Annotated in this window: 19 protein-coding genes; 16 read left to right on the top strand and 3 right to left on the bottom strand. The window is 68.2% G+C overall.

Features of this window, described 5'->3' with window-relative positions:
• Positions 1 to 9: 9 nt before the first annotated feature.
• Positions 10 to 258, bottom strand: coding sequence for a hypothetical protein (locus tag AU192_RS11450; RefSeq protein WP_064396157.1), 249 nt, complete (start codon positions 256 to 258; stop codon positions 10 to 12).
• 84 nt (positions 259 to 342) lie between these two features.
• Here AU192_RS11450 and AU192_RS11445 point away from each other — a divergent pair, with 84 nt between their 5' ends.
• From AU192_RS11445 to AU192_RS11425, 5 genes are all read left to right on the top strand, one after another.
• Positions 343 to 1062, top strand: a complete 720-nt coding sequence (locus AU192_RS11445; RefSeq protein ID WP_064396154.1) for an NUDIX hydrolase — start codon at positions 343 to 345, stop codon at positions 1060 to 1062.
• 94 nt (positions 1063 to 1156) lie between these two features.
• Positions 1157 to 2329: an acyl-CoA dehydrogenase family protein gene (locus tag AU192_RS11440; RefSeq protein WP_064396152.1), complete on the top strand. Its 1173-nt coding sequence runs from the start codon at positions 1157 to 1159 to the stop codon at positions 2327 to 2329.
• A 7-nt stretch (positions 2330 to 2336) separates the two neighbouring features.
• Positions 2337 to 3428 carry an acyl-CoA dehydrogenase family protein gene (locus AU192_RS11435; protein WP_064396150.1) on the top strand — a complete coding sequence of 364 codons (1092 nt, stop codon included), beginning with the start codon at positions 2337 to 2339 and terminating at the stop codon, positions 3426 to 3428.
• A 69-nt stretch (positions 3429 to 3497) separates the two neighbouring features.
• Positions 3498 to 4655, top strand: coding sequence for a metallophosphoesterase (locus AU192_RS11430; RefSeq protein WP_064396148.1), 1158 nt, complete (start codon positions 3498 to 3500; stop codon positions 4653 to 4655).
• Positions 4656 to 4710: 55 nt separating this feature from the next.
• Positions 4711 to 6522, top strand: a complete 1812-nt coding sequence (locus AU192_RS11425; protein WP_064396146.1) for a fatty acyl-AMP ligase — start codon at positions 4711 to 4713, stop codon at positions 6520 to 6522.
• Here AU192_RS11425 and AU192_RS11420 read toward each other — a convergent pair.
• Entirely contained in the window at positions 6519 to 7490 is a 972-nt protein-coding gene (locus AU192_RS11420) for an aldo/keto reductase (protein WP_064396229.1), read from the bottom strand. The genes AU192_RS11425 and AU192_RS11420 overlap by 4 nt on opposite strands.
• 228 nt (positions 7491 to 7718) lie before the next feature.
• Here AU192_RS11420 and AU192_RS11415 point away from each other — a divergent pair, with 228 nt between their 5' ends.
• The 6 genes from AU192_RS11415 to AU192_RS11390 all read left to right on the top strand — a co-directional run bounded on the left by AU192_RS11415 (position 7719) and on the right by AU192_RS11390 (position 16197).
• Complete coding sequence (locus tag AU192_RS11415) at positions 7719 to 8840, top strand: alpha/beta hydrolase (RefSeq protein WP_120275593.1); 1122 nt, start codon at positions 7719 to 7721, stop codon at positions 8838 to 8840.
• Between the two features lie 38 nt (positions 8841 to 8878).
• Positions 8879 to 9955, top strand: a complete 1077-nt coding sequence (locus AU192_RS11410) for an NAD-dependent epimerase/dehydratase family protein (RefSeq protein ID WP_064396144.1) — start codon at positions 8879 to 8881, stop codon at positions 9953 to 9955.
• Positions 9956 to 11095, top strand: a complete 1140-nt coding sequence (locus AU192_RS11405) for a flavin-containing monooxygenase (RefSeq protein WP_242656940.1) — start codon at positions 9956 to 9958, stop codon at positions 11093 to 11095.
• Positions 11096 to 11161: 66 nt separating this feature from the next.
• Positions 11162 to 12274 carry a spore photoproduct lyase family protein gene (locus AU192_RS11400; protein ID WP_064396142.1) on the top strand — a complete coding sequence of 371 codons (1113 nt, stop codon included), beginning with the start codon at positions 11162 to 11164 and terminating at the stop codon, positions 12272 to 12274.
• A 207-nt stretch (positions 12275 to 12481) separates the two neighbouring features.
• Positions 12482 to 13237: an SDR family oxidoreductase gene (locus AU192_RS11395; RefSeq protein WP_064396140.1), complete on the top strand. Its 756-nt coding sequence runs from the start codon at positions 12482 to 12484 to the stop codon at positions 13235 to 13237.
• A 161-nt stretch (positions 13238 to 13398) separates the two neighbouring features.
• Entirely contained in the window at positions 13399 to 16197 is a 2799-nt protein-coding gene (locus tag AU192_RS11390) for a helix-turn-helix transcriptional regulator (protein WP_064396139.1), read from the top strand.
• Here the strand turns inward: AU192_RS11390 and AU192_RS11385 are convergent, their stop codons facing one another.
• Positions 16198 to 17928, bottom strand: a complete 1731-nt coding sequence (locus AU192_RS11385) for an FAD-dependent oxidoreductase (protein WP_064396137.1) — start codon at positions 17926 to 17928, stop codon at positions 16198 to 16200.
• A 161-nt stretch (positions 17929 to 18089) separates the two neighbouring features.
• Between AU192_RS11385 and AU192_RS11380 the strand changes: the two genes are divergently transcribed.
• The 5 genes from AU192_RS11380 (at position 18090) to AU192_RS11360 (ending at position 21280) form a co-directional block, all read left to right on the top strand.
• Complete coding sequence (locus AU192_RS11380; protein WP_064396136.1) at positions 18090 to 18755, top strand: nitroreductase; 666 nt, start codon at positions 18090 to 18092, stop codon at positions 18753 to 18755.
• 123 nt (positions 18756 to 18878) lie between these two features.
• Positions 18879 to 19481: a sigma-70 family RNA polymerase sigma factor gene (locus tag AU192_RS11375; RefSeq protein ID WP_064396133.1), complete on the top strand. Its 603-nt coding sequence runs from the start codon at positions 18879 to 18881 to the stop codon at positions 19479 to 19481.
• A 13-nt stretch (positions 19482 to 19494) separates the two neighbouring features.
• Complete coding sequence (locus tag AU192_RS11370) at positions 19495 to 20217, top strand: SDR family NAD(P)-dependent oxidoreductase (protein ID WP_064396131.1); 723 nt, start codon at positions 19495 to 19497, stop codon at positions 20215 to 20217.
• A gap of 25 nt (positions 20218 to 20242) precedes the next feature.
• Complete coding sequence (locus AU192_RS11365; RefSeq protein WP_064396129.1) at positions 20243 to 20668, top strand: cupin domain-containing protein; 426 nt, start codon at positions 20243 to 20245, stop codon at positions 20666 to 20668.
• Positions 20669 to 20674: 6 nt separating this feature from the next.
• The gene (locus AU192_RS11360; RefSeq protein WP_064396127.1) at positions 20675 to 21280 is read left to right on the top strand and encodes a hypothetical protein; all 606 of its coding nucleotides are present in this window, start codon (positions 20675 to 20677) and stop codon (positions 21278 to 21280) included.
• The last annotated feature ends 136 nt before the right edge of the window (positions 21281 to 21416 follow it).

The raw sequence follows: 21416 nt of genomic DNA, 5'->3' as shown, positions 1-21416 counted from the left end.
GGTCAGGGGTCACGCGGTTCCGTCGGCGCCGCCGTCGTGTCCTTCGGGATTGGAGCCGCCGTCGGCGACACCCTCGCCACCGGCTGTGCCGTCGGCGCCGCCGTCGTGTCCTTCGGGGTTGGAGCCGCCGTCGGCGACACCCTCGCCACCCGCTGTGCCGTCGGCGCCGCCGTCGTGTCCTTCAGGGTTGGAACCGCCGTCAGCGGTCCCCTCGCCGCCTGCGCCCGAGGTGGTCATGTCGTCATCGTCGAGTGCCATGTCGATCCCTTCCGTATGGGCTGTGGTCTGGAGGGAGTTGCCCCGGACGGTGCCGACGAAACCCCGCGAAACTATGGTCGAGCGGTGACGATCACCTACGACGAGTCGCTGCGCGAGCGGATCGAAGCGAACCTGTCGGGACACGACCGTCGCGCCGTGAGCGATCCGACGAAACGCCACGCCGCGGTCGCCGTCGTGCTCGTCGACTCCGAGGTCGGCGAGGACAGGGTGGACCCTGTCGACGTCGAAGGCTGGAACGACGGGCGAGGCATGCCCGACGCTCGGCTCGACGGCCGGATCGTCGACGTCTCCGGTGGCGCCGCTTTCTTCCTGTGCCGCAGGGCATCCAGGTTGACGTCGCACGCCGCGCAGTGGGCGTTGCCGGGCGGCCGGCTGGACCCGGGCGAGACCGTGGTCGACGCGGCGTTGCGTGAGCTCGACGAGGAGGTCGGTGTCAGGCTGCCGGATTCGACGGTGTTGGGTCTGCTCGACGACTACCCGACGCGGTCGGGATACGTCATCACCCCGGTGGTGATCTGGGGCGGGGGACGGCTCGACCCGCGGCCTGCGCCAGAGGAGGTCGTCGCGGTGTACCGGGTGGGCCTGCATCAGCTGCAGCGCCCCGACTCCCCGCGGTTCATCGAGATTCCGGAGAGCCCACGACCCGTCGTGCAGGTCCCGCTGGGCAACGACCTGATCCACGCGCCGACCGGCGCCGTGCTCCTGCAGTTGCGTTGGCTGTGCCTGGAGGGCCGTCACGATCCGGTCGACGAACTCGAGCAACCGGTCTTCGCATGGAAGTAGGACGAGCACAATGCGGATGGAGCCACATGGATGGGCAAGCCGGGCCGAAGGCGGGTACCCGGCCGGCAACCGCACGAGAGGAACGGGGTAGACCGTGAAGTTGGCGTTGAGTGACGAGGACGCGGCATTCCGCGAGGAGCTGCGACGGTTCTACACCTCCGAGATTCCCGAGGACATCCGCGAGCGGGGCAAAACCGGGCACTCGAAGTTCCCCGAGGACATGGTCACCAGCCAGCGGATCCTGCACGCCAACGGCCTGGCCGTACCGAACTGGCCGGTCGAGTGGGGCGGCAAGGACTGGACGCCGCTGCAGCGACAGATCTGGCTCGACGAGATGCAGCTGGCCGGCGTCCCCGAACCGCTGGCGTTCAACACCAAGATGGTGGGCCCGGTGATCGCCCAGTTCGGCTCGCAGGCCATGAAGGAACGGTTCCTGCCGCCTACGGCCAACATCGACATCTGGTGGTGTCAGGGCTTCTCCGAACCGGAGGCCGGCTCCGACCTCGCGTCGCTGCGGACCACGGCCGTGCGCGACGGGGACACCTACGTCGTCAACGGCCAGAAGACGTGGACGACGCTCGGTCAGTACGCCGACTGGATCTTCCTGCTGGCGCGCACCAACCCGGATGCGCCCAAGCGGCAGGCCGGCATCTCGTTCCTGTTGGCCGAGATGTCGACGCCGGGCATCACGCTGCGCCCGATCGAGCTGATCGACGGCAGCTACGAGGTCAACGAGGTCTTCTTCGAGGACGTGCGAATCCCGGCCGATCAGCTCGTCGGCGAGGAGAACCAGGGCTGGACCTACGCCAAGTTCCTGCTCGGCAACGAGCGCACCGGCATCGCCCGCATCGGGCTGACCAAACTGTGGATGGCACAGGTGAAGGAACACGCCGCCAAGCTCGAGGTCAACGGCACACCGCTGCTCGAGGACCCGCTGTTCGCGGCGCGGGTGGCCGAGATCGAAACCGGGCTGCTCGCGCTGGAGCTCACGCAGATGCGGGTCAGCGGATCCGAGGCCGACGGTAAGCCCAACCCCGCGTCGTCGATCCTCAAGCTGCGCGGCAGCCAGCTGCAGCAGGCCGCCACCGAGCTGTTCGTCGAGGTGGCCGGGCCGGAGGCACTGCCGTTCGACGCCGGTGATATCGACGTGCCGACCTGGGCGCAGGACGCCGCGCCCCGCTACTTGAACTATCGGAAGACGTCGATCTACGGCGGTACCAACGAGGTTCAACGCAACATCATCGCTTCGACCATCCTGGGATTGTGAGCCTGCCGTGGATTTCGACCTGACCGAGGAACAGCAACTACTGCGCGACGTCACCCGCGACGTGCTGGCGGGCCGCGAAAGCGTCCGGCCCGAAGGCGAACCCGGCTGGAGCCGTCAGGTGTGGGGCCAACTGGCCGAGGTGGGCATCCTCGGGCTCGGTTTCGACCCGACGGAGGCCGGCCAGATCGAGGTGATGGTGGTGCTGACCGAGATCGGCAGGCGGCTCGCGCCCGAACCGGTCGCGCAGGCCGCGATGGTCCCCGGCGCCCTGATCGCCGAGGTGGGCAGCGACCAGCAGAAGGGGATTCTCGAAGCCGTGGCGACCGGCGAGACGTTGCTGGCCTTCGCGCATGCGGAGCCCGGCGCGCGGCTGCCGTCGGCCGAACCCGCCACGCGCGCCGAACAGAGCGGCGATACCTGGACGCTCACCGGGCGCAAGAATCCGGTGCTGGCCGGCGACACCGCCGACACGATCGTCGTGACCGCGGCGCTGCCCGGCGGCGGCGTGGGGCTGTTCGTCGTCGATGGCGCGTCGGTGAATCGGACGCCGTATCGGACGTTCGACGGCCGCGGTGGTGCACAGCTCGAGTTCGACTCCACACCCGCCGAACCTCTTGGCGGGGGCGGGGATGCGATCGAACACGTCGCGCGAACGGTCATCCGCTATCAGTCGGCACTGTGCTCGGAGGCGGTCGGAGCGATGGAGGAGGCGCTGCGGCTCACCACCGAGTACCTCACCAGCCGAAAGCAATTCGGCGTTCCGCTGAGCAAGTTCCAGACGCTGACGCAACGTGCGGCCGACATGTACGTCTCGCTCGAACTCGCGCGCAGCATGAACTACTACGCCGCGATGACGATCGCCGACGGCAGGTTCGACCCGGTGATCGCCGCACGGGCCAAGTTCCAGATCGGGCGCTCGGGCCGGCATATCGCGCAGGAGGCGATCCAGCTGCACGGCGGTATCGGGATGACCGCGGAGTATCCCGTCGGCCACTACGCGGCGCGGCTCACGGCCATCGACAACACGTTCGGTACCACCGACGACCAGCTCCGCACGCTGATCGAGCACGTCGGCGACTACGGAACGGTCTCGCTGTAACACCTGCGATTTCGGTGCGCTACCAGTCGCCAATCGATCGGTAGCGCACCGAAACCACTGAAAGGCGCCATGTTCATCGTCATCCTGGGCACGGTGCTCGCGCTGATGCACGCCTATTTGTGGAAGCGCCTGATCAAGGACACCACCCGGCCGGGCAGGGTCCGCTGGATACTGAGCGTCGGCTTCGCCGGGTTGGCGGGGCTGCTTCTCGCGGCGCTGTTCCTGCCCCGGCTGACCGGTCCGGTCGACGCGGGGTGGTACGCCTGGCCTGGCTATGTGTGGTTCGGGCTGGCCGCATACCTGCTGCTGATGTTGCTGGTGCTCGAACCCGTACGGCTGGTGCTGCGAGGGTGGGTCCGCGAGGCGCCGGCGGCGACACCCGAGGATCCGAACGGGTTGAGCCGCCGGTTGTTCCTGGCCCGCGCGAGCGCCTTGGCCGCGGGTGCCGCGTCGGTGGGCCTGGTCGGCGTCGGCACGGCCACCGCGGTGGGGCCGCCCGACGTGCTGCGGGTGCCGGTGCGGCTGCGCAACCTGGACCCGGCGTTTCGCGGGTTTCGCGTTGCGGTGGTGTCCGACATCCACCTCGGACCCCTGGCAGGCAGGGCACACACCGCGCGGATCGTCGAGATGATCAACGAGACCGCCCCCGACCTCGTCGCGATCGTCGGTGACGTCGTCGACGGCTCCGTCGCCGAACTCGGCCCGGCCGCAGCGCCATTGGGCGATCTGACCGCCCGCGAGGGTTCTTTCTTCGTCACCGGGAACCACGAGTACTTCGTCGGCGACACACTGGAATGGCTACGCGAGATGGAGCGGTTGGGCATTCAACCGCTGCGCAACGAAAACACCCCGATCCGCCGTGGCGGTGCGGTCCTCAACCTGGCGGGGGTCAACGACCTTGCCGGTGAGAGAGTTTCGGACGGACCGGATTTCGACCGCGCCCTCGCGGGGGTTTCGTCCGCCGGGCCGACGGTGCTGCTTGCGCACCAGCCGGTGCTCGTCGAGGAGGCCGCCGCGCGCGGGGTCGACCTGCAGCTGTCCGGGCACACCCACGGCGGGCAGATGTGGCCGTTCCACTACGTCGTGCGCGCCGTGCAACCCGCGCTCGCGGGCCTGTCGACCGTCGAGGACACCCAGTTGTACGTGACCCGCGGCGCCGGCTACTGGGGTCCGCCGGTGCGTATCGGAGCCCCGCCGGACATCACAGTGCTGACGTTGGAGCAGTAACCCCTCTGGTACAGCCGTACCAGGAGTCAGCGCAGCCGGTACCTAGACTGCTCCCATGACGTCCCGTCCCGTACCGCACGACGGGTTGCTGCGGATCGAGGACTGCCTGGACGCCGACGGCCAGATCGCGGTGCCCGCCGGGGTGAACCTGATCTCGCTGATCGACCGCAACATCGCCAATGTCGGCGACGCGCCTGCTTACCGCTACCTCGACCACACCGGAGACGGGCGGGTCGTCGAGCTCACCTGGAAACAACTCGGCGTCCGCCTGCGAGCGGTCGCCGCGAGCCTGCAACGCGTGACCCGGAGGGGTGACCGCGTCGCGATACTTGCGCCGCAGGGACTCGACTACGTCGTCGCCTTCTTCGGTGCGATCAAAGCGGGCGCGATCGCGGTCCCGCTGTTCGCGCCCGAGCTACAGGGCCACGCACAACGACTGGAGACCGCACTGCGCGACTGCGAACCGTCGGTCGTGGTGACTACAGCGGTCGCGGCCGCGAACGTGCGCAGCTTCCTGTCCGGCCTCGACGGCGTCCCGACTCCGCGCGTCGTCGTTCTCGACGAAATCAGCGCGACAGGCGAATTCGAGCCGGTGGAGCTGCCGCTCGACGCCGTATCCCATCTGCAGTACACCTCGGGTGCGACGCGACCTCCGGCCGGCGTCGAGATCACGCACCGCGCGGTCGGCACGAACCTGATCCAGATGATCCTGTCCATCGACCTCCTCGACCGAAAAGTACACGGTGTCAGCTGGTTACCGCTGTTCCACGACATGGGCCTTTCGATGATCGGGTTTCCCGCCGTGTACGGCGGACATTCGACGCTGATGTCGCCCACCGCGTTCATCCGTCGCCCGCAACGCTGGCTCAGGGCGCTGTCGGACGGGTCGCGCGAAGGCCGCGTGGTCACGGCCGCACCGAATTTCGCTTACGAATACGCCGCACAACGCGGCCGACCCGCAGAAGGTGACGCCCTGGACCTGAGCAAGGCGGTGCTCATCATCGGCTCGGAGCCCGTCAGCATCGACGCGATCACCGCCTTCAACGACGCGTTCACGCCATACGGCTTGCCGCCGAACGCATTCCGGCCGTCCTACGGAATCGCCGAGGCCACACTGTTCGTCGCGACCATCGAACCCGACGCCCGCGCCACCGCGGTGCACCTCGACCGGGCGCAGCTCAGGGCGGGCCGTGCGGTGCCCGTCGCCGGCGATTCGCCCCATGCGGTGGCCCACGTGTCCTGCGGAAAGGTGGCGCGCAGCCAGTGGGCCGTCATCGTCGATCCCGACACCGGCGCCGAACTCCCCGACGGAAGTGTCGGTGAGATCTGGCTGCACGGCGACAACCTCGGGCGCGGCTACTGGGGTCGACCCGACGAGTCGCGCCGCGCCTTCGGCGCCCGGCTCGGGTCCCGGATCACGCCCACCAGCCACGCGGAAGGCGTTGCCGAGGAAGCGAACTGGTTGCGTACCGGCGATCTCGGCGTCTACCTCGACGGTGAGTTGTTCGTCACCGGACGGCGCGCCGATCTAATCGTCATCGACGGCAGACACCACTATCCGCAGGACATCGAATCGACCGCCGAAGGCGCCTCGGCGATGGCACGAGCCGGACACGTCACCGCGTTCACCGTGCCCGCGCCCCACGGTGCAGGCCTCGTGATCGTCGCCGAACGCGCGACAGGAACCGCTCGCAACGACCCCGCACCGGGGATCGACGCGATCCGCGCCGATGTGCTTGCGCGGCACGGGATCCCGGTCGCCGACATCCGGTTCGTCGCTGCCGGCGTCATTCCGCGCACGACCAGCGGCAAGCTGGCCCGCGGTGCCTGCCGCAGCGAGTACCTCGACGGGAAGCTGAAAGGTTAGCGGGCGCCGAGCTTCTCACGCACCGTGTCCGCCAGGGAGCGAGCCGCGGACACCGGACGGAAAGCGCGGGCGGCGGCGGTGAGCGCCTCCTGCGCATCGGTGCTGAGCTCGATGTCGGCGGCTGCCACGTTGAACTCGAGTTGTTCGACGCTGGACGCGCCGGGGATCGCAACGACGTTGGGCAGGTGGATCAGCCACGCCAGCGCCACCTGCGCGGGTTTCGCGCCGACATCGGCGGCGACGTCGCGCAGCGTCTGCAGCAGCGGTTCGGCCCGCCGCAGGTTCTCGGTACCGAACAGCGGGTTCGTCGCGCGCACGCCGCCGGGCCGGTTGTCGGGGCCGTACTTGCCGCCGAGCAGGCCCTGGGCCAGCGGACTGTAAGCGATCACGATGCGGTTCTCCCGCTCGGCGAACGGCACCAGACGTTCGAGCGCCTGGGGATGGGCCAGCGAGAAATGCACCTGATTGCTGATCACCGGTCGTCCGAGCGCGGTGTCGGCCCGCTGCCAGCGCGACAGCGAGTAGTTCGACACGCCCGCCGCGCCGATCACGCCGTCGTCGATCAGGTCGCGCATCCCCGGCATGATCACCGAATCGGGTACCACCGGGTTGGACTGGTGGATCTGATACAGCGGGATCTTCTGCAGCCCCAGCCGCCGCGCGCTGGCGTGCGCGCGCTGCTTGACCACCGCCGGGAACGGGGCGACCGGGAAGACCTTGCTGGCCACCGCCACGTCGGCGCGCTGGTCGCCCAGCGCCTCGCCGAGGATCCGTTCGCTCTTGCCGAAACCATAGATCTCGGCCGTGTCGAACAACGTGACGCCCAGCGCCAGCGAACGCTGCACGATTTCTCGCGCCGGACCGGCGGCGTAACTGTCGCCGTAGCCCCACTCCCGAGACCCGAACTGCCAGGTCCCAAGCCCAATGCGGCTTACCCGGCCCACTCCCTCGACCTCCAAGTACTTCACGGAGGCCACAGTACTGACGCATCAGATCGATAACGGCGGGTTTTGGCCCCCCAAGGCCGGGGTATGTGAGGCGCGCTGCAGAAAGTCGGCATGACACAAGTCTCGAAAGGCGTAACGCATGCTCGAGTTCATCTGCCCCACATGCGGGCATTTCAGCCTCGAAGAGGCCGTTTGCGAGCCCTGCAGCGGCCGGGCGGGCGAGCCCGACCTGGCGATGGCCGGCTGACCATGTCTCTTTACCGCTCGCTGCATCCGTTCGATCTCGTCATGGCCTCGACGCGGATGTACGCGTCGCTGCCCGTGGTCGGCAAGCACCTCGAGCCGTTTGCCGGCCTGACCGCGATGATGATGTACGGCCACCACTACGCACCGGCAGCGCTCCGCGGCATGGCCTCGCGCCGACTGAGCCCCGACGCCGCAGAGGCCGCGCCCGCCGATGTGCCCGGTGAGGCCATCACGCCTTCGCGCGGGAAGCGCACGCCGCCCTATCTGCGTTTCCGCGCTCAGCGCCAGCGGTGCCTTTATCGCAGCTCGGTGCGCTACGGCGACCATCCCGCGCAGCTGCTTGACGTGTGGCGGCTGCCCGACCTGCCGCCCGATGCGCCGGTGCTGCTGTTCGTCCCCGGCGGCGCGTGGGTGCATGGCTCCCGCGTCATGCAGGGCCACACGATGTTGCACCACCTGGTCAAGCAGGGCTGGGTCTGTCTGACCATGGACTACCGGGTGTCCCCGGTGCACCGCTGGCCCCGTCATATCGCCGACGTCAACGCCGCGATCGCGTGGGCCCGGGCCAACGTCGACAAGTACGGCGGCGACCGAAACTTCGTCGCGGTCGCGGGCTGCTCCGCGGGCGGACACCTGGCCTCCCTGGCGGCCCTCACCCCCGGCGACCCGAGGTTCCGCGGCGAGCTCACCGACGACGCCGACACCACCGTCGACGCGGTGGTCGGGATCTACGGGCGCTACGACTGGCAGGACCGGTCGACCCCCACCCGTAAGAACTTCCAGAACTTCCTGGAACGAGTTGTCGTAGGCCGCTCGCAGTCCAAGCACCCCGACGTGTTCGAGGCCGCCTCACCGCTGGCCCGCATCCACGCGGACGCGCCGCCGTTCTTCCTCATCCACGGGGAGCAGGACACCATCATCCCGGTCGGTGAGGCCCGCGTATTCGCCGACAAGCTGAGGGCGGTGTCACGAAACCGGGTGGAGTACAGCGAGATTCGGCGTGCCGGCCACGCATTCGACCTCGTTGACTCGTCTCATGCGCGACGGCTGGCGGTCGAGGTCGGCAGGTTCCTCAACGACGTCCGCGCTCGCCAACTCGAGGGTGAGACCGCCGCGGCCGTATAGCCCGTGTTGATAGGGCGCGTTGCGGGAAGTCTTTCGGCATGCGCATCGTCATCACCGGAGCCTCCGGCAACGTCGGGACCGCGCTGCTGCGGCGGCTGACAGAGAGCGACACCGGACACGACATCGTCGGCGTGGTGCGAAGGCCGCCCGAGCCGACCGGCGTCTACGGGCGCATTCGCTGGCTCAATCTCGACCTCGCCGACCCGGATGCGGCGACCCAGTTGCGCGGGGTCTTCGACGGCGCCGACGCCGTCATCCACCTCGCGTGGGGTTTTCAGCCGACCCGCAACACCGAATACCTGAACCGCGTCGGCGTCGGCGGCACCACGGCCGTCCTCGAGGCCGCCCATGACGCGCGGGTCGGCCGGCTTGTGCACCAGTCGTCGGTGGGCGCGTACGCGCCGGGCCGCTACGGCCAGTACGTCGACGAGTCATGGCCGACCACCGGCATCCGGACTTCGCCCTACAGCCGCGACAAGTCGGACGCGGAAGCGCTGCTCGACGACTACGAACGCCAGAACGGCGAGGCGGGCGTCCCGATCGCGCGGATGCGCCCCGGCTTCATCGTGCAGCGCGCCGCGGCCAGCGGCCTGATGCGGTACGCGCTGCCCGGCTACGTGCCGATGCTCGCGGTTCCGCTGCTTCCCGTGCTGCCGCTCGACCGCCGCTTGTGCATCCCGTTGGTCCACGCAGACGATGTCGCCGACGCGTTGGCCAGGGTGGTCGAACGTGGTGCCAGCGGACCGTTCAACCTGGCGGCCGAACCCCCGGTGGGCCGCGAGCAGGTCGCCGAGGTGCTGAACGCCAAACCGGTCCACGTGCCGTCGGGGGTGCTCGGGGCTCTGGTCGATGTCAGCTGGCGGGCGCGGCTGCAGCCCATCGACCGGGGCTGGATCGACATGGCGTTCAGCGTTCCGCTGCTGGACCGCGGGCGCGCCCAGGCCGAACTGGAGTGGGCGCCACGGTGGAATGCGGTCGACGCGCTCGCCGACGTCATCGGCGGAGTGGCTCAGGAGGCGCACGCCGAGAGCCCGCCCCTGCGGCGCCGGTCGCTGATCGAACAGTTCCAACGCGACCTCACCAAGGGCTTGCTGACCACAAGACACCTGCCCTAGATGGCCGAGCACGACGAGTCCGTCGTCATCGTCGGCGCGGGTCCCTGCGGGCTGGCGATCGCACGTCAGCTCCGCCACGAGTGCGATGTCGATGCGCTCGTGGTGGATCGCGCCGACGCCGTCGCATCGGCGTGGCGCAACCGCTACGACGGGTTCCGGCTCAACACCTGCGGGTGGTGGTCGCATCTGCCCGGGCAGCGGATCCCTCTGCGCTACGGGCGCTGGCCGACCCGAGACGACATGGTCGACTACTTCGACGATTACGTACGCCGACAGCGCATTCGATTGGCTCTGGGCCGCACCGTGTTTCGGGTCGACCGCGAGCCGCACGGTTGGCGGCTGGATACCGACGGTGCGCCGATCACCGCGGCCGCCGTCGTCATCGCGACCGGCAACTACCACACCCCCGCGCTGCCCGAGTGGCCGGGAATCGACGGGTTCGCCGGTGAGGTGCTGCACTCCGAGCACTACCGCAACGCCACGCCGTACACCGGCCGCGACGTCCTGGTGGCGGGCGCGGGGAACTCGGCGACCGACATCGCGTTGCAGCTCAGCGACGGGATGGCCCGCCGCGTGTGGATGGCGGTTCGCACGCCCCCGCATCTCGTCCCGCGGTCGGCCGCAGGAATTCCGGTCGACGCGTTCAGCGCCGCGTTCGAGCGCCTGCCGGTGCCGGTGCTGGATCAGGCGGCCGCATTGATGCGCAGGGCGTGGTTCGGAGACCTTCGCCGTCAGGGCCTGCCCGCACCCCGCAGCGGCATCTACACGGTGCTGTTGACCGACGAGCAGATTCCGACGATCGGCGACCAGCTCGTCCCGTATGTCAAAGCCGGGCGCATCGAGATCGTCGCAGCAGTGGACTCGTTCGATGGCGACAGCGTGGTGCTCTCGGACGGCAGCACACTGTCTGCCGACGTGGTGATCGCCGCGACCGGTTATCGGCGAGGACTGGAACCGCTGGTCGGCCACCACGGCGTGCTGGACGAGGCGGGGTCGGCCGAAGGTCAACGGGCTTCCGTGTGCCGCGCCGGGGCTGTGGTTCGCTGGATACGACGAGCCGCTGATCGGGCCGCTGCGGTCCTTCCGGATGCAGGCCTCGCCGATTGCGCGCGACATCGCGGGCCATCTCTCGGGAGGTGAGGAACATCATTGCCCGTCAACAAGATCAACTGCATCGGAGTGTGTCCGTCGTTCGTTGAACGAACCATGACCTCGACGGTGAACTCCAACGTCGTGCAGCGACGCACACCGGCCGCCCTCGCCGACCGGCTGCTCGACATCAAGCGGATCTACCACGAGCCCGACATCGAACGGTTCCCCCGCGCGCGTCAGGTGCTCGAGCGCTACCCCGACGCCGAGCGCATCGAGGTGCTGTCACATCAGGCGATACCGGGTCTGTACGGAAACGAGGGCAACGTAGAGGACTGGGTCCGCAACAAGCGGGAAGTCCTGGTGCTGGGCGAGAAGAAGAGCCTGAGTGCGCGCCGCAACGAGCGGTCCAGCGACTGGATCGCACCGTCCACCGCGAACGGCTGCGCGATGGCGTGCTCGTACTGCTACGTCCCGCGCCGTAAGGGCTACGCCAACCCGATCACGGTGTTCACCAACATCGAGAAAATCACCCGATACCTCGAACGTCACGTCGCGCGGCAAGGTGTGAAGCCGCAACCGAACCAATGCGATCCCGTCGACTGGGTCTACGACATCGGCGAGAACAGCGACTGTTCGGTGGACGCGATGGTCTCCGACAACGTGCGCGATCTCGTCGAATTGTTCGCGCGAATTCCCAACGCCAAAGCCAGCTTCGCGACCAAACTCGTCAACCGCGATCTGCTCGACTACGACCCGCGCGGCGGAACCCGCGTGCGGTTCAGCTTGATGCCGGCCGAGACGTCGCGGGTGCTCGACGTGCGCACGTCGAAGATCGCCGAGCGGATCGCCGCGATCGACGATTTCGTCGACGCCGGCTACGAAGTCCACTTGAACTTCAGTCCCGTTGTCGTCCACGAGAATTGGCTCGCAGACTGGGCGGAGTTACTCGAACAGGTCGCCGACGGCACGTCGGATCGCACCAAGCGGCAGTTGGCCGCCGAGATCATCTTCCTGACCCACAACGAGGGTCTGCACGACGTCAACCTCGGCTGGCATCCCAAAGGGGAGGACCTGCTGTGGCGTCCAGATCTTCAACAGGTCAAGCGCAGCCAGAGCGGGCAGTGGAACGTGCGGTACAAGTCGCCGTGGAAGGGCCGCTGGGTCACCGAGCTGACCGACCTGATCGCCGCCAAGCTGCCGGCGTGCCGGGTGCGCTACGCGTTCTGACGGGCCCCTCAACCGCCCTGACGGGCCCCTCAACTGCCCTGACGGGTCCCTCAACTGCCGCGAGCGACCGCGCAATGCCGGATGTGCGCGGCGTGCTGCGTACAGACGCGGTCGCTCGCGGGGCGGGTTTCGGGGACAGGGGATGAGTTCGCGAGCCGTCATCCGTTCTGGCGGACAGGAAGCTGTCGAACAAACGGAAGGCTCATCATGAAGATCGTCGTCATCGGCGGAACCGGCCTCATCGGTTCGAAACTGGTGCAGATACTGGACCGGCAGGGCCACGACACGGTGGCCGCGGCGCCGTCGACCGGCGTCAACACGTTCACCGGCGAGGGCCTGCGCGATGTGCTCGAAGGCGCCGACGTGGTTGTCGACGTGTCGAACTCGCCGCAGCTCGACGACTCGGCCCAAGAGTTCTTCCGGACCGCGACGACGAACCTGCTCGAGGCCGAAGAAGCCGCAGACGTCGGCCACCACGTCGCGTTGTCGGTGGTGGGCACCGAGCAGATGGCCCCGCAGAGCGGCTACTTCCAGGCCAAACTCGACCAGGAACGGCTGATCAGCGACGGGCCGATCCCGTTCACCATCGTGCACGCCACGCAGTTCTTCGAGTTTCTGCAGACGCTCGCCGACTCGGCGACCGAGGGCGACACGGTGCGGATGCCGCCGGTGTACTTCCAGCCGATGGCCGCCGCCGACGTCGCCGAAGGGCTCGCCATCGCCGCGGTGAACGAGCCGGTGAACCGCATCGTCGAGATCGGTGGACCGGTGGAGTTCCTGCTGCCCGATCTGATCCGGACCGCGCTGACCGCCCGCGGCGACACCCGTCAGGTCGTCGCCGACCCCTCGGCGAAATACTGGGGTATCGACCTGGCCGAACGCACCCTGGTGCCCGGTGAGCGCGCGACGTTGTTCGGCACGCGCTTCGAGGACTGGATTCTTGCGGCCGCCGCCAGGGCCTGACCCCCACCCCGGCGGCGGTTTGTGCACGTACGGGAGCGCTGACCGCTCCCGGATGTGCACAAACCGCGGTGTGGACCCCTCGGGGCGCGCCTCGTACGATCCAAGATCAGATCGGGTAAGCCGGCGACCGTCGCGGGTCCACCCAGAGCGCGGTGGTGTCTATGTCTGGCCAGGGTGGAGCACAAGCCCTCCGTGGCCGTACCCACGAATGCGAGACGCTGAAGAACCTCGTCGCGACCGTGCGATCGGGCAGCTGCCAGGTGCTTGTCCTGCGCGGCGAGGCGGGTGTCGGTAAGACGGCCCTGCTCGACTACGTCTGCCAAACCGCATCGGAATTCCAGATCGTGCACGTCGCCGGCGTGGAGTCCGATATGGAACTCGCGTTCGCCGGCCTGCAGCAGCTGTGCGCTCCGCTGATGACGCATCTCGACGCCATTCCCGAACCGCAGCGCGAAGCCCTCAACGTCGCGTTCGGCCGCGGCATCGGGGAGACACCGGACCGGTTCCTCGTCGGGCTCGCCGTGTTGAGCGTGCTGGCCGCCGCGGCCGACGAACAGCCCGTGCTCTGCGTCGTCGACGATGCGCAATGGCTGGACCAGGTTTCGGTGCAGACGCTCGGCTTCATCGCGCGCCGGCTGCTCGCCGAACCCGTCGCGTTGGTGTTCGCGGTGCGGGACCAGCCTGACCTGCTGGCCGGCCTGCCCGAGCTGCCGATCCGCGGGCTGTCCGACACCGATGCGCGAGAACTGTTGGAGTCGGTCATGTTCGGCGGTATCGACCCACGAGTACGCGACCGCATCGTCGCGGAGACCCGCGGCATTCCGCTGGCCATCCTCGAGGTGCCGCGCAGCGTGTCGGCGACCGAACTGTCCGGCGGCTTCTGGATCTCGGGTAAACGCTCGTCGGCGGCAGCGGTCGAACAGGGCTTCATCCACCGCATCGAGTCGCTGCCGCCGCCTACCCGGCAGCTATTGCTCATCGCCGCCGCCGAACCGATCGGCGATGCCGCGTTGTTTCTCGGCGCCGCAGCGCAATTGGGTATCCCGGTCGACGATCTCGCACCCGCGGAGGCCGACGGTCTCATCGAGTTCGGCCCGCGGATGCGGTTCCACCACCCGTTGATCCGCTCGGCCGCCTACCGTGCCGCCGAGCTGGCGGACCGCCGCGCCGTCCACCGCGCGCTCGCCGACGTCACCGACCCTTCGGTCGATCCGGACCGCCGGGCGTGGCATGCGGCCAACGCCGCGGCCGGCCCCGACGAGGCGATTGCCGCTGAGTTGGAGGACTCCGCTGCCCGCGCGCAGAGCAGGGGCGGAATGGCAGCGGCGGCAACGTTTCTGGAGCGGGCCACCGCGTTGACCTCCGACCCGCTGCTGCGCGGGGCCAGAGCGCTGGCGGCCGCTTACGCCAAACGGGATGCCGCGGCGTCGGGAGCGGCGCACGAACTCCTGGCGATCGCCGAACTCGGCCCGCTGACCGACCTGCAGCGGGCTCAGGTAGCGCGGCTGCGGGCGCAGATGGACTTCGTCCGAAGCCGCGCCGGTGAAGCCGGTGCACCGCGACTCTCGGAAACCGCGCCACCACTTCTCGATGCTGCCCGCCGCCTCCATGGTGTCGACGGCTACTCGTCTCGAGAGAGCTATCTCGAAGGGATCGCGGCGTTGATGTACGCGGGCCGCCTCGGTGAGCCCGGTGCGCTGGTACGAGCCGCCGAGGATGCACGAGTTGCGCTGCAGGACGTCTCGGAGCTGCCGCGCGCGATCGACCATCTGCTCAAGGGGGTGGCCGAACGGATCACCGGTGGGGTCGGACAGGGCTGGGCCGCGTTGCGGGAGGGGTTGGACGCGATGTGCGATCAAGCAGAGTCAGACGAGGCCGCGGTAGGGCGCTGGCTGAAGGTTCCCGGATTCCCGATCCTGCAGGAGTCTTCGGCCCACGAACTGTGGGACGAACAGATCCTGCGCAAGTTGTCGGCCACTGCGGTGCGCTACGCGCGTTCGTCCGGGGCGCTCGCCGGGTTGCCGCGAGCCCTCATCTACCGGGCCGGAGTTCATACCCTGGCCGGTGAATTGGGCACGGCCGAACAGCTTCTCGAGGAGGCAGAGTCGATCACCGCGGCGACCGACCACAATTCCGCGGTGCGGTATCACTGGCTGTTGCTGATGGCATGGCGCGGTGACGTCGAGCAGGCGGTCCCGCTGCTCGAAGGCGCCGCGGCCGAGGGGATCGCCAGGGGCGAAGGCCGTGTGCTCGGGTTGACCGGCTATGCGACCGCGTTGTTGTACAACGGCCTTGGCCGCTACGAGGAGGCGCTCGCAGCGGCGCAGGAGGCATGTGACTACGACGACTTCGGAATCCACGGGTGGTGTCTATTCGAACTCGTCGAGGCGGCGACGCGCGCCGGGGCCGACGACGCGGCCAGGTGGGCGCTTGGCCGGCTCGAGGAGCGGGGGGGCGCCAGCGGCACCGACTGGGGACTGGGCGCGGTGGCCAACGCGCAGGCCCTTTTGGCCGACGACGACGAAGCGGACCGGCTGTTCGCCGAGGCCATCGAACGTCTGGACCGCGCAGGCATCGTCGTACACGTCGCGCGGGCCCGGCTGCTCTACGGCGAATGGCTGCGCCGGGCCAACCGGCGGACCGACGCGCGCCGCGAACTCACCGAAGCCCACGAGACATTCACGCGGATCGGTGCGCGGGCCTTCGCCGAACGTGCGCGCCGTGAATTGGTGGCCACCGGGGAGAAGGTGCGCAAACAGCAGTCGAGTCCTGGCGGCGCTGAGCTGACCGCTCAGGAGGCCCAGATCGCCCGGCTCGCCGCCGACGGTCTGACGAATCAGGAGATCGGCGCCCAGCTGTTCATCAGCACGCACACCGTCGAGTGGCATCTGCGAAAGGTGTTCGTCAAGCTCGGTATCACTTCGCGCAGGCAGCTTCGCACCGTGTCGTGGGCGAGCTGATCACTCGACCAGCTTGCCGTCCGCCGACACCGCGCGCATTCTGCTGGCGATCTCGGCGGGTATGCCTGCGATCGCTTCGTGTTCGATCTGTCCGGGACCGGACCACACGAGGTTGACGGTGAGTCGATCGTCCAAATCCGGGTAGTCGCTGCGGTTGTGGCAGCCGCGGGTCTCGCGGCGTTCCAGTGCGGTCTCGAGCGTGGCGCGCGCGGCGATGACGCTCGCCTTGAGGTCGAAGGCGTGGGTGAGGTCTTGGAATCCCGCGATGTCGGGGTGTACGCCGACGTCGGATAGCCGTCGCTCGATGTCGTCGAGTTCGGTCAGACCTGTGCGCAGCCCGGGTTCGTCTCGCACCACGCCGGCATGCTCGGTCATCGCGTTGCGCAGGGCGCGCTGCAGGGACCGGACGTTCTCCCTGCCGTTGCGGTATAGCACCTCGTCGACCTCGTCACGAGCCGCGGAATTCGCTGCCTTGGAGCGGATCTGGGCGTCCAGCCCCAAAGAGTAGGCGGCGGCGGCCCGTCCGACGATCCGGCCGTAGACCAGAAGTTCGATCAGCGAGTTGCCGCCGAGGCGGTTGGCTCCGTGCAGGCCGCTCGAGGCCTCACCGATGGCGTACAACCCCGCGACGTCGGTGCTGTGGTCTTCGGGGCGAACCCACACTCCGCCCATCGAATAGTGTGCCGTCGGGGCGATTCCGATGGGTGTGGTGGTGATGTCGAGCAACTGCAGATCCATCAGAGTCTGGTAGACCCGCGGGAGTCGCTCCATGATCTGTGTCCGCGGCAGATGTGAGACATCCAGCCACACCCCGCCGCGGGGCGTACCGCGTCCCTGCTTGATCTCGGTGTAGGCGGCGAGAGCGACCCGGTCGCGCGTGGACAGCTCCATGCGGTCCGGGTCGTAGCGCTTCATAAAGCGCTCACCGAGGTCGTTGCGCAGAATTCCGCCCTCTCCGCGGGCGGCCTCCGACACCAGTGTTCCAGCCGAGTCCTCGGGTTCGATCAGACCGGACGGATGGAACTGAACGAGTTCGGGGTCGCGGATCCGCCCACCGGCTTCGAGCGCTAACCGGAAAGAGTCCCCCGTGTTCTCGTCCCGCCGCGATGAGGTGCGGCGCCAGATCCGGGTGTGACCGCCTGCGGCGAGGATGACCGCGTCACAGTGGATGGTGTAGCGGGTGCCGTCTCGAAGGTCGAAGCCGTATGCACCGAAGACCGTGTTGTCCCGGACGAGGAGGCGGGTGATGTAGGCGGAGTCGAGGATCGGAATCGCAAGCTGCGTCGACCTTTTGACGAGTGTGCGTTGCAGTTCCAGCCCGGTGTAATCACCGGCGAACGCGGTGCGGCGGAACGTGTGTGCACCGAAGAACCGCTGGGAGATCCGGCCGTCCTGCTCGCGGGCGAACGTCATGCCGAAACGCTCGAGGTCCCGAATCGACTCGGCGGCACCCTCGGTGACGATCTGCACGGTGGCCGGATCGGCGAGCAGATAGCTCTCGGTCAGGGTGTCTGCCGCGTGCTGCTGCCAGCTGTCCTCGGGGTCCATGGTGCCCAACGCCGCGTTGATGCCTCCGGCGGCCAACGTGGTGTGGGCGTCGCCCACGGGGCGCTTGCCGACGAGGAGAACGTCTCGACCTTGCTCCGCCAACTCGATTGCGGCACGCAGACCCGCACCACCGGTTCCGATCACCAGGACTGAGGTCGCGATCTGCCGCCCTGCAACGGTCATATCAACAGGAACGGATGGCCGACGACTATTCATCCGCGGACTTCGTAGACCCCGGCGACCACGGGCGTTCAAGGGTTCGCCGGACGGCGGGTCGGACGAGGCTGAAAGCACAGCCGAAAGGCGTGATCACGAAAGCCGTGGTCTCCAAAAGCGGAGGAGATATGGACGTCTACGACGCAGTCAAGAGCAGACGGGCAGTGCGGGGGTTCACCGACGAACCCGTCCCCGTGGAGGTGCTCCAGCGGGTGCTCGACGCCGCCAGGTGGGCGCCGTCGGGGTCCAATCTGCAGCCGTGGCGGATCTACGTCGTGACCGGCGAACCGCTCGAGCGGCTGAAGAAGCTCGCCACCGAGCGGGTGGCCGCGGGAGACCCATGGGATGAGCGGGAGTACCAGCTGTATCCGCGCGAGCTGAAATCGCCGTACGTCGAGCGCCGATCGGAGTTCGGCAGGGAGCGCTACAGCGCGCTGGGCATCGAACGTGAGGACTGGGAGGCTCGGCAGCGGGCCGCGATCGCGAACTGGGATTGTTTCGGCGCCCCCGCGGCCCTGTTCTGCTACATCGACCGGGACCTCGGTCGCCCGCAATGGGCGGATGTGGGGATGTACCTGCAGACCGTGATGCTGCTGCTGCGGGCCGAGGGTCTGCACAGCTGCCCGCAGATGGCCTGGTCCCAGGTCCGCGAGACCGTCGCGGACGTCGTGCAACCGCCCGACGAGCTCATGCTGTTCTGCGGTATGTCGATCGGCTACCAGGATCCCGGCGAGAGCTACATCCGCACCGGGCGGGCCCCGCTCGAGGAGACGGTCAGCTTCGTCAGCGACTGACCGGCACCGGTCGCCGCTACGCACTACGCACTACGGACGAGGACTACGGGTTATCAAGGGTCCCCTTTAGCTGGGCAGCGACGAACGTGAGTCGTGACACCCGCGACTCGAGGAGATCGGAACATGACCATCACGTCCCCTCCCACCGCGCCGGACCCAGAGCTCGCCGCGCGGTTCGCCCGCGACGTCCAACCCCTGTTCGAGGTGCTGGGGCGGGGAGCGCGCCGGCTGGCCCGCAACGACGCGGACGCCGAGGATCTGCTGCAGGACGCGCTCCTGCACGCGTACAGCGGGTTCGAGTCCTTCCGGGAGGGCAGCAACCTCAAGGCGTGGCTGTTCCGCATCCTCTACAACCGCTGGGTCAGCGCTCACCGCTGCAAACAACGTCGCGTGACCGAAGTTCCGGCCGACAACATGACCGAAGGCGAGTTGTTCGATTGCGCCGCACACCAACCCGGCGGCCTGCGCTCGGCCGAGGTCGAGGTGCTCGACGCCCTGCCCCACGGCGACGTCAAAGCCGCGATGGCCGCGATGCCGGAGGGCTTCCGCGAGGTCCTGTACTACGCCGACGTCGAGGGATACACCTACGCGGAGACGGCGAAGATTCTCGACATCCCGATGGGCACCGTGATGTCGCGGATCTCGCGTGCCAGGCAGCGGATGCGCATCGCGCTGGCCCACCTCGCGCACGACCGTGCGGAAACCCCCGAAGCCTGCATCGCCTGATCGGAGAACAGCAATGGAACTGGCTTACAAGAACGCGTTGATCACCGGCGGCACGGCCGGGATCGGGCTCGCGTGTGCGCGGCTGTTCGCGCGCGAGGGAGCCGCGGTGATCGTCACCGGCAGAGACCGTGAACGGGGGAAGCGGGCCGCATCGGGCATCGAGGGCAACGTGCGCTTCGTCCAGGCCGACCTCGCGGATATGGATTCGGTCACGTCGCTGCTCGAGCAGGCCGGCGACGTCGACATCCTGGTCAACAACGCCGCCGCTTTCCCGGCCGCGGCGACCGTCGACCAGCAGCTCGGCGCGTTCGAGCGGACGTTCGACACCAACGTGCGCGGTTCGTACTTCCTGGCGGCGGGCCTGGTGCCCGGGATGCTGCAGCGCGGACACGGTTCGATCGTCAATGTCACGACGATGGTCGCGTCCAAAGGTGTGCCGGGAGCGGGTGTGTACAGCGCGTCCAAGGCGGCAGTCGAGTCGCTGACCCGTACGTGGGCCGCCGAATTCGGGCCCGGCGGCGTCCGTGTCAACAGCGTCGCCCCCGGCCCTACGAAAACGGAAGGCGTCGAGGCCGAATGGGGTGAGACCAACGAGGAGCTCGGCCGCGCGCTACCGCTGGGGCGCACGGCGAAGCCGCGGGAGATCGCCGAGGCGGTGCTGTTTTTGGCCTCACCACGCGCGAGCTTCATCACCGGCTCGGTATTGCACGTCGACGGTGGCGGCTCGTCCACCTGAACTAAACGACTGGAGGAGAACGACAATGACCGAGAAGCAGGACAACTCGTGGGAGAGCGCTCTGACCGTTGTGCAGGAGGCGCAACCGCCGTTCATCCCCGCGGACGCGCACGCGATGACCGTCGTCGTCGACTACCCACCTGGAAGCCCCGGCGCCCCACCACATCGCCACCCTGGAGGTCCCGCGTTCGGGTACATGCTCGAAGGCGAGATGCTGTTCGAGCTGGAAGGCCAACCGCCGCGGGTGATCCGGGCCGGTGAGGCGTTCTGGGAACCCGGCGGCGACGTCATCCACTACTCGGATGCCAACAACCGCGACGACATGCGCTGTCGCTTCACCGTGACGATGCTCTGCGTTCCCGATCAGCCGATGCTGGTGCTGGTCGACGAAGCAGAACTCGCAGCGCGCAGGCACCTGCGGGTGCCCGCCGATTCCACTGTGAAGGAGTGACTTTCGATGTCCAGAATTTTGTTGCAGACGACGATCTGCGCTCACCCGCAGGACTGGGACATCTCCAGGTTCTCGATGCTGGCCGACGAACTGCGCGCCGCAGGCCACGAGGTGGTCGCACGCAACCGGGTCGACGGCGACGACGATCCGGTGCTCAGCCATCTCGACCAGCTCGGCTATGACCAACTGTGGTTGATGGCCGTCGACGTCGGAAACGGGCTGACCGCAGCCGATGCCGCGGCGATCACGCGATTCCGTTCTGCGGGCGGTGGTGTGCTCACCGCCCGTGTCTCGGCGGACGGCGTGCCGAACGCCACCGTGCTCGCGCAGGGGAAAAGTGCGACGACGGGCAGGGTGTTCAACCTCGCGGTTCTGCTCGACGGTGAGCGCGCTCCGGACGGTAGTCCGATGGGAAGGGCCGTCGCCCAGTCGACATTCCACCATTTCGCCGACTACAACTGGGATATCGGCTGCGGGGCAACGTCATTCGTGGCCGAGCCCCCCGGCTCGCAGATCAAGGCGGATCCTTCGCGGCTGGAAGCATTCAAGGACTACGTCCGCAACGTCGCCGAGTGGTTGCATCCCGCCGCCCGCTTGGCGGTAGCGGTCTGAGGGCTTGCGGGCGCCGCGAGCGACCGCCGAATGTCAACTGTGCGCGGCGTGTTGCGGGGCAGACACCTTCGTAAGTGGTGTTTGTCAATGGTGGTTGGGGTGGCCTGCGCCGGTCCTGGTCTCAACGTAGTGCGTC

Source organism: Mycobacterium lehmannii (assembly GCF_001499925.1).
GTDB classification, from domain to species: domain Bacteria; phylum Actinomycetota; class Actinomycetes; order Mycobacteriales; family Mycobacteriaceae; genus Mycobacterium; species Mycobacterium lehmannii.
This window is presented reverse-complemented; position numbering and strand designations above follow the sequence as displayed.

Bases quoted from the DNA above. Each gene is read 5' to 3' on its own strand.
- AU192_RS11425 (WP_064396146.1), top strand. From the start codon at position 4,711: ATGACGTCCCGTCCCGTACCGCACGACGGGTTGCTGCGGATCGAGGAC.
- AU192_RS11430 (WP_064396148.1), top strand. From the start codon at position 3,498: ATGTTCATCGTCATCCTGGGCACGGTGCTCGCGCTGATGCACGCCTAT.
- AU192_RS11405 (WP_242656940.1), top strand. From the start codon at position 9,956: ATGGCCGAGCACGACGAGTCCGTCGTCATCGTCGGCGCGGGTCCCTGC.
- AU192_RS11370 (WP_064396131.1), top strand. From the start codon at position 19,495: ATGGAACTGGCTTACAAGAACGCGTTGATCACCGGCGGCACGGCCGGG.
- AU192_RS11415 (WP_120275593.1), top strand. From the start codon at position 7,719: ATGTCTCTTTACCGCTCGCTGCATCCGTTCGATCTCGTCATGGCCTCG.
- AU192_RS11385 (WP_064396137.1), bottom strand. From the start codon at position 17,928: ATGACCGTTGCAGGGCGGCAGATCGCGACCTCAGTCCTGGTGATCGGA.
- AU192_RS11400 (WP_064396142.1), top strand. From the start codon at position 11,162: ATGACCTCGACGGTGAACTCCAACGTCGTGCAGCGACGCACACCGGCC.
- AU192_RS11395 (WP_064396140.1), top strand. From the start codon at position 12,482: ATGAAGATCGTCGTCATCGGCGGAACCGGCCTCATCGGTTCGAAACTG.
- AU192_RS11410 (WP_064396144.1), top strand. From the start codon at position 8,879: ATGCGCATCGTCATCACCGGAGCCTCCGGCAACGTCGGGACCGCGCTG.
- AU192_RS11380 (WP_064396136.1), top strand. From the start codon at position 18,090: ATGGACGTCTACGACGCAGTCAAGAGCAGACGGGCAGTGCGGGGGTTC.
- AU192_RS11450 (WP_064396157.1), bottom strand. From the start codon at position 258: ATGGCACTCGACGATGACGACATGACCACCTCGGGCGCAGGCGGCGAG.
- AU192_RS11390 (WP_064396139.1), top strand. From the start codon at position 13,399: ATGTCTGGCCAGGGTGGAGCACAAGCCCTCCGTGGCCGTACCCACGAA.
- AU192_RS11365 (WP_064396129.1), top strand. From the start codon at position 20,243: ATGACCGAGAAGCAGGACAACTCGTGGGAGAGCGCTCTGACCGTTGTG.
- AU192_RS11360 (WP_064396127.1), top strand. From the start codon at position 20,675: ATGTCCAGAATTTTGTTGCAGACGACGATCTGCGCTCACCCGCAGGAC.
- AU192_RS11375 (WP_064396133.1), top strand. From the start codon at position 18,879: ATGACCATCACGTCCCCTCCCACCGCGCCGGACCCAGAGCTCGCCGCG.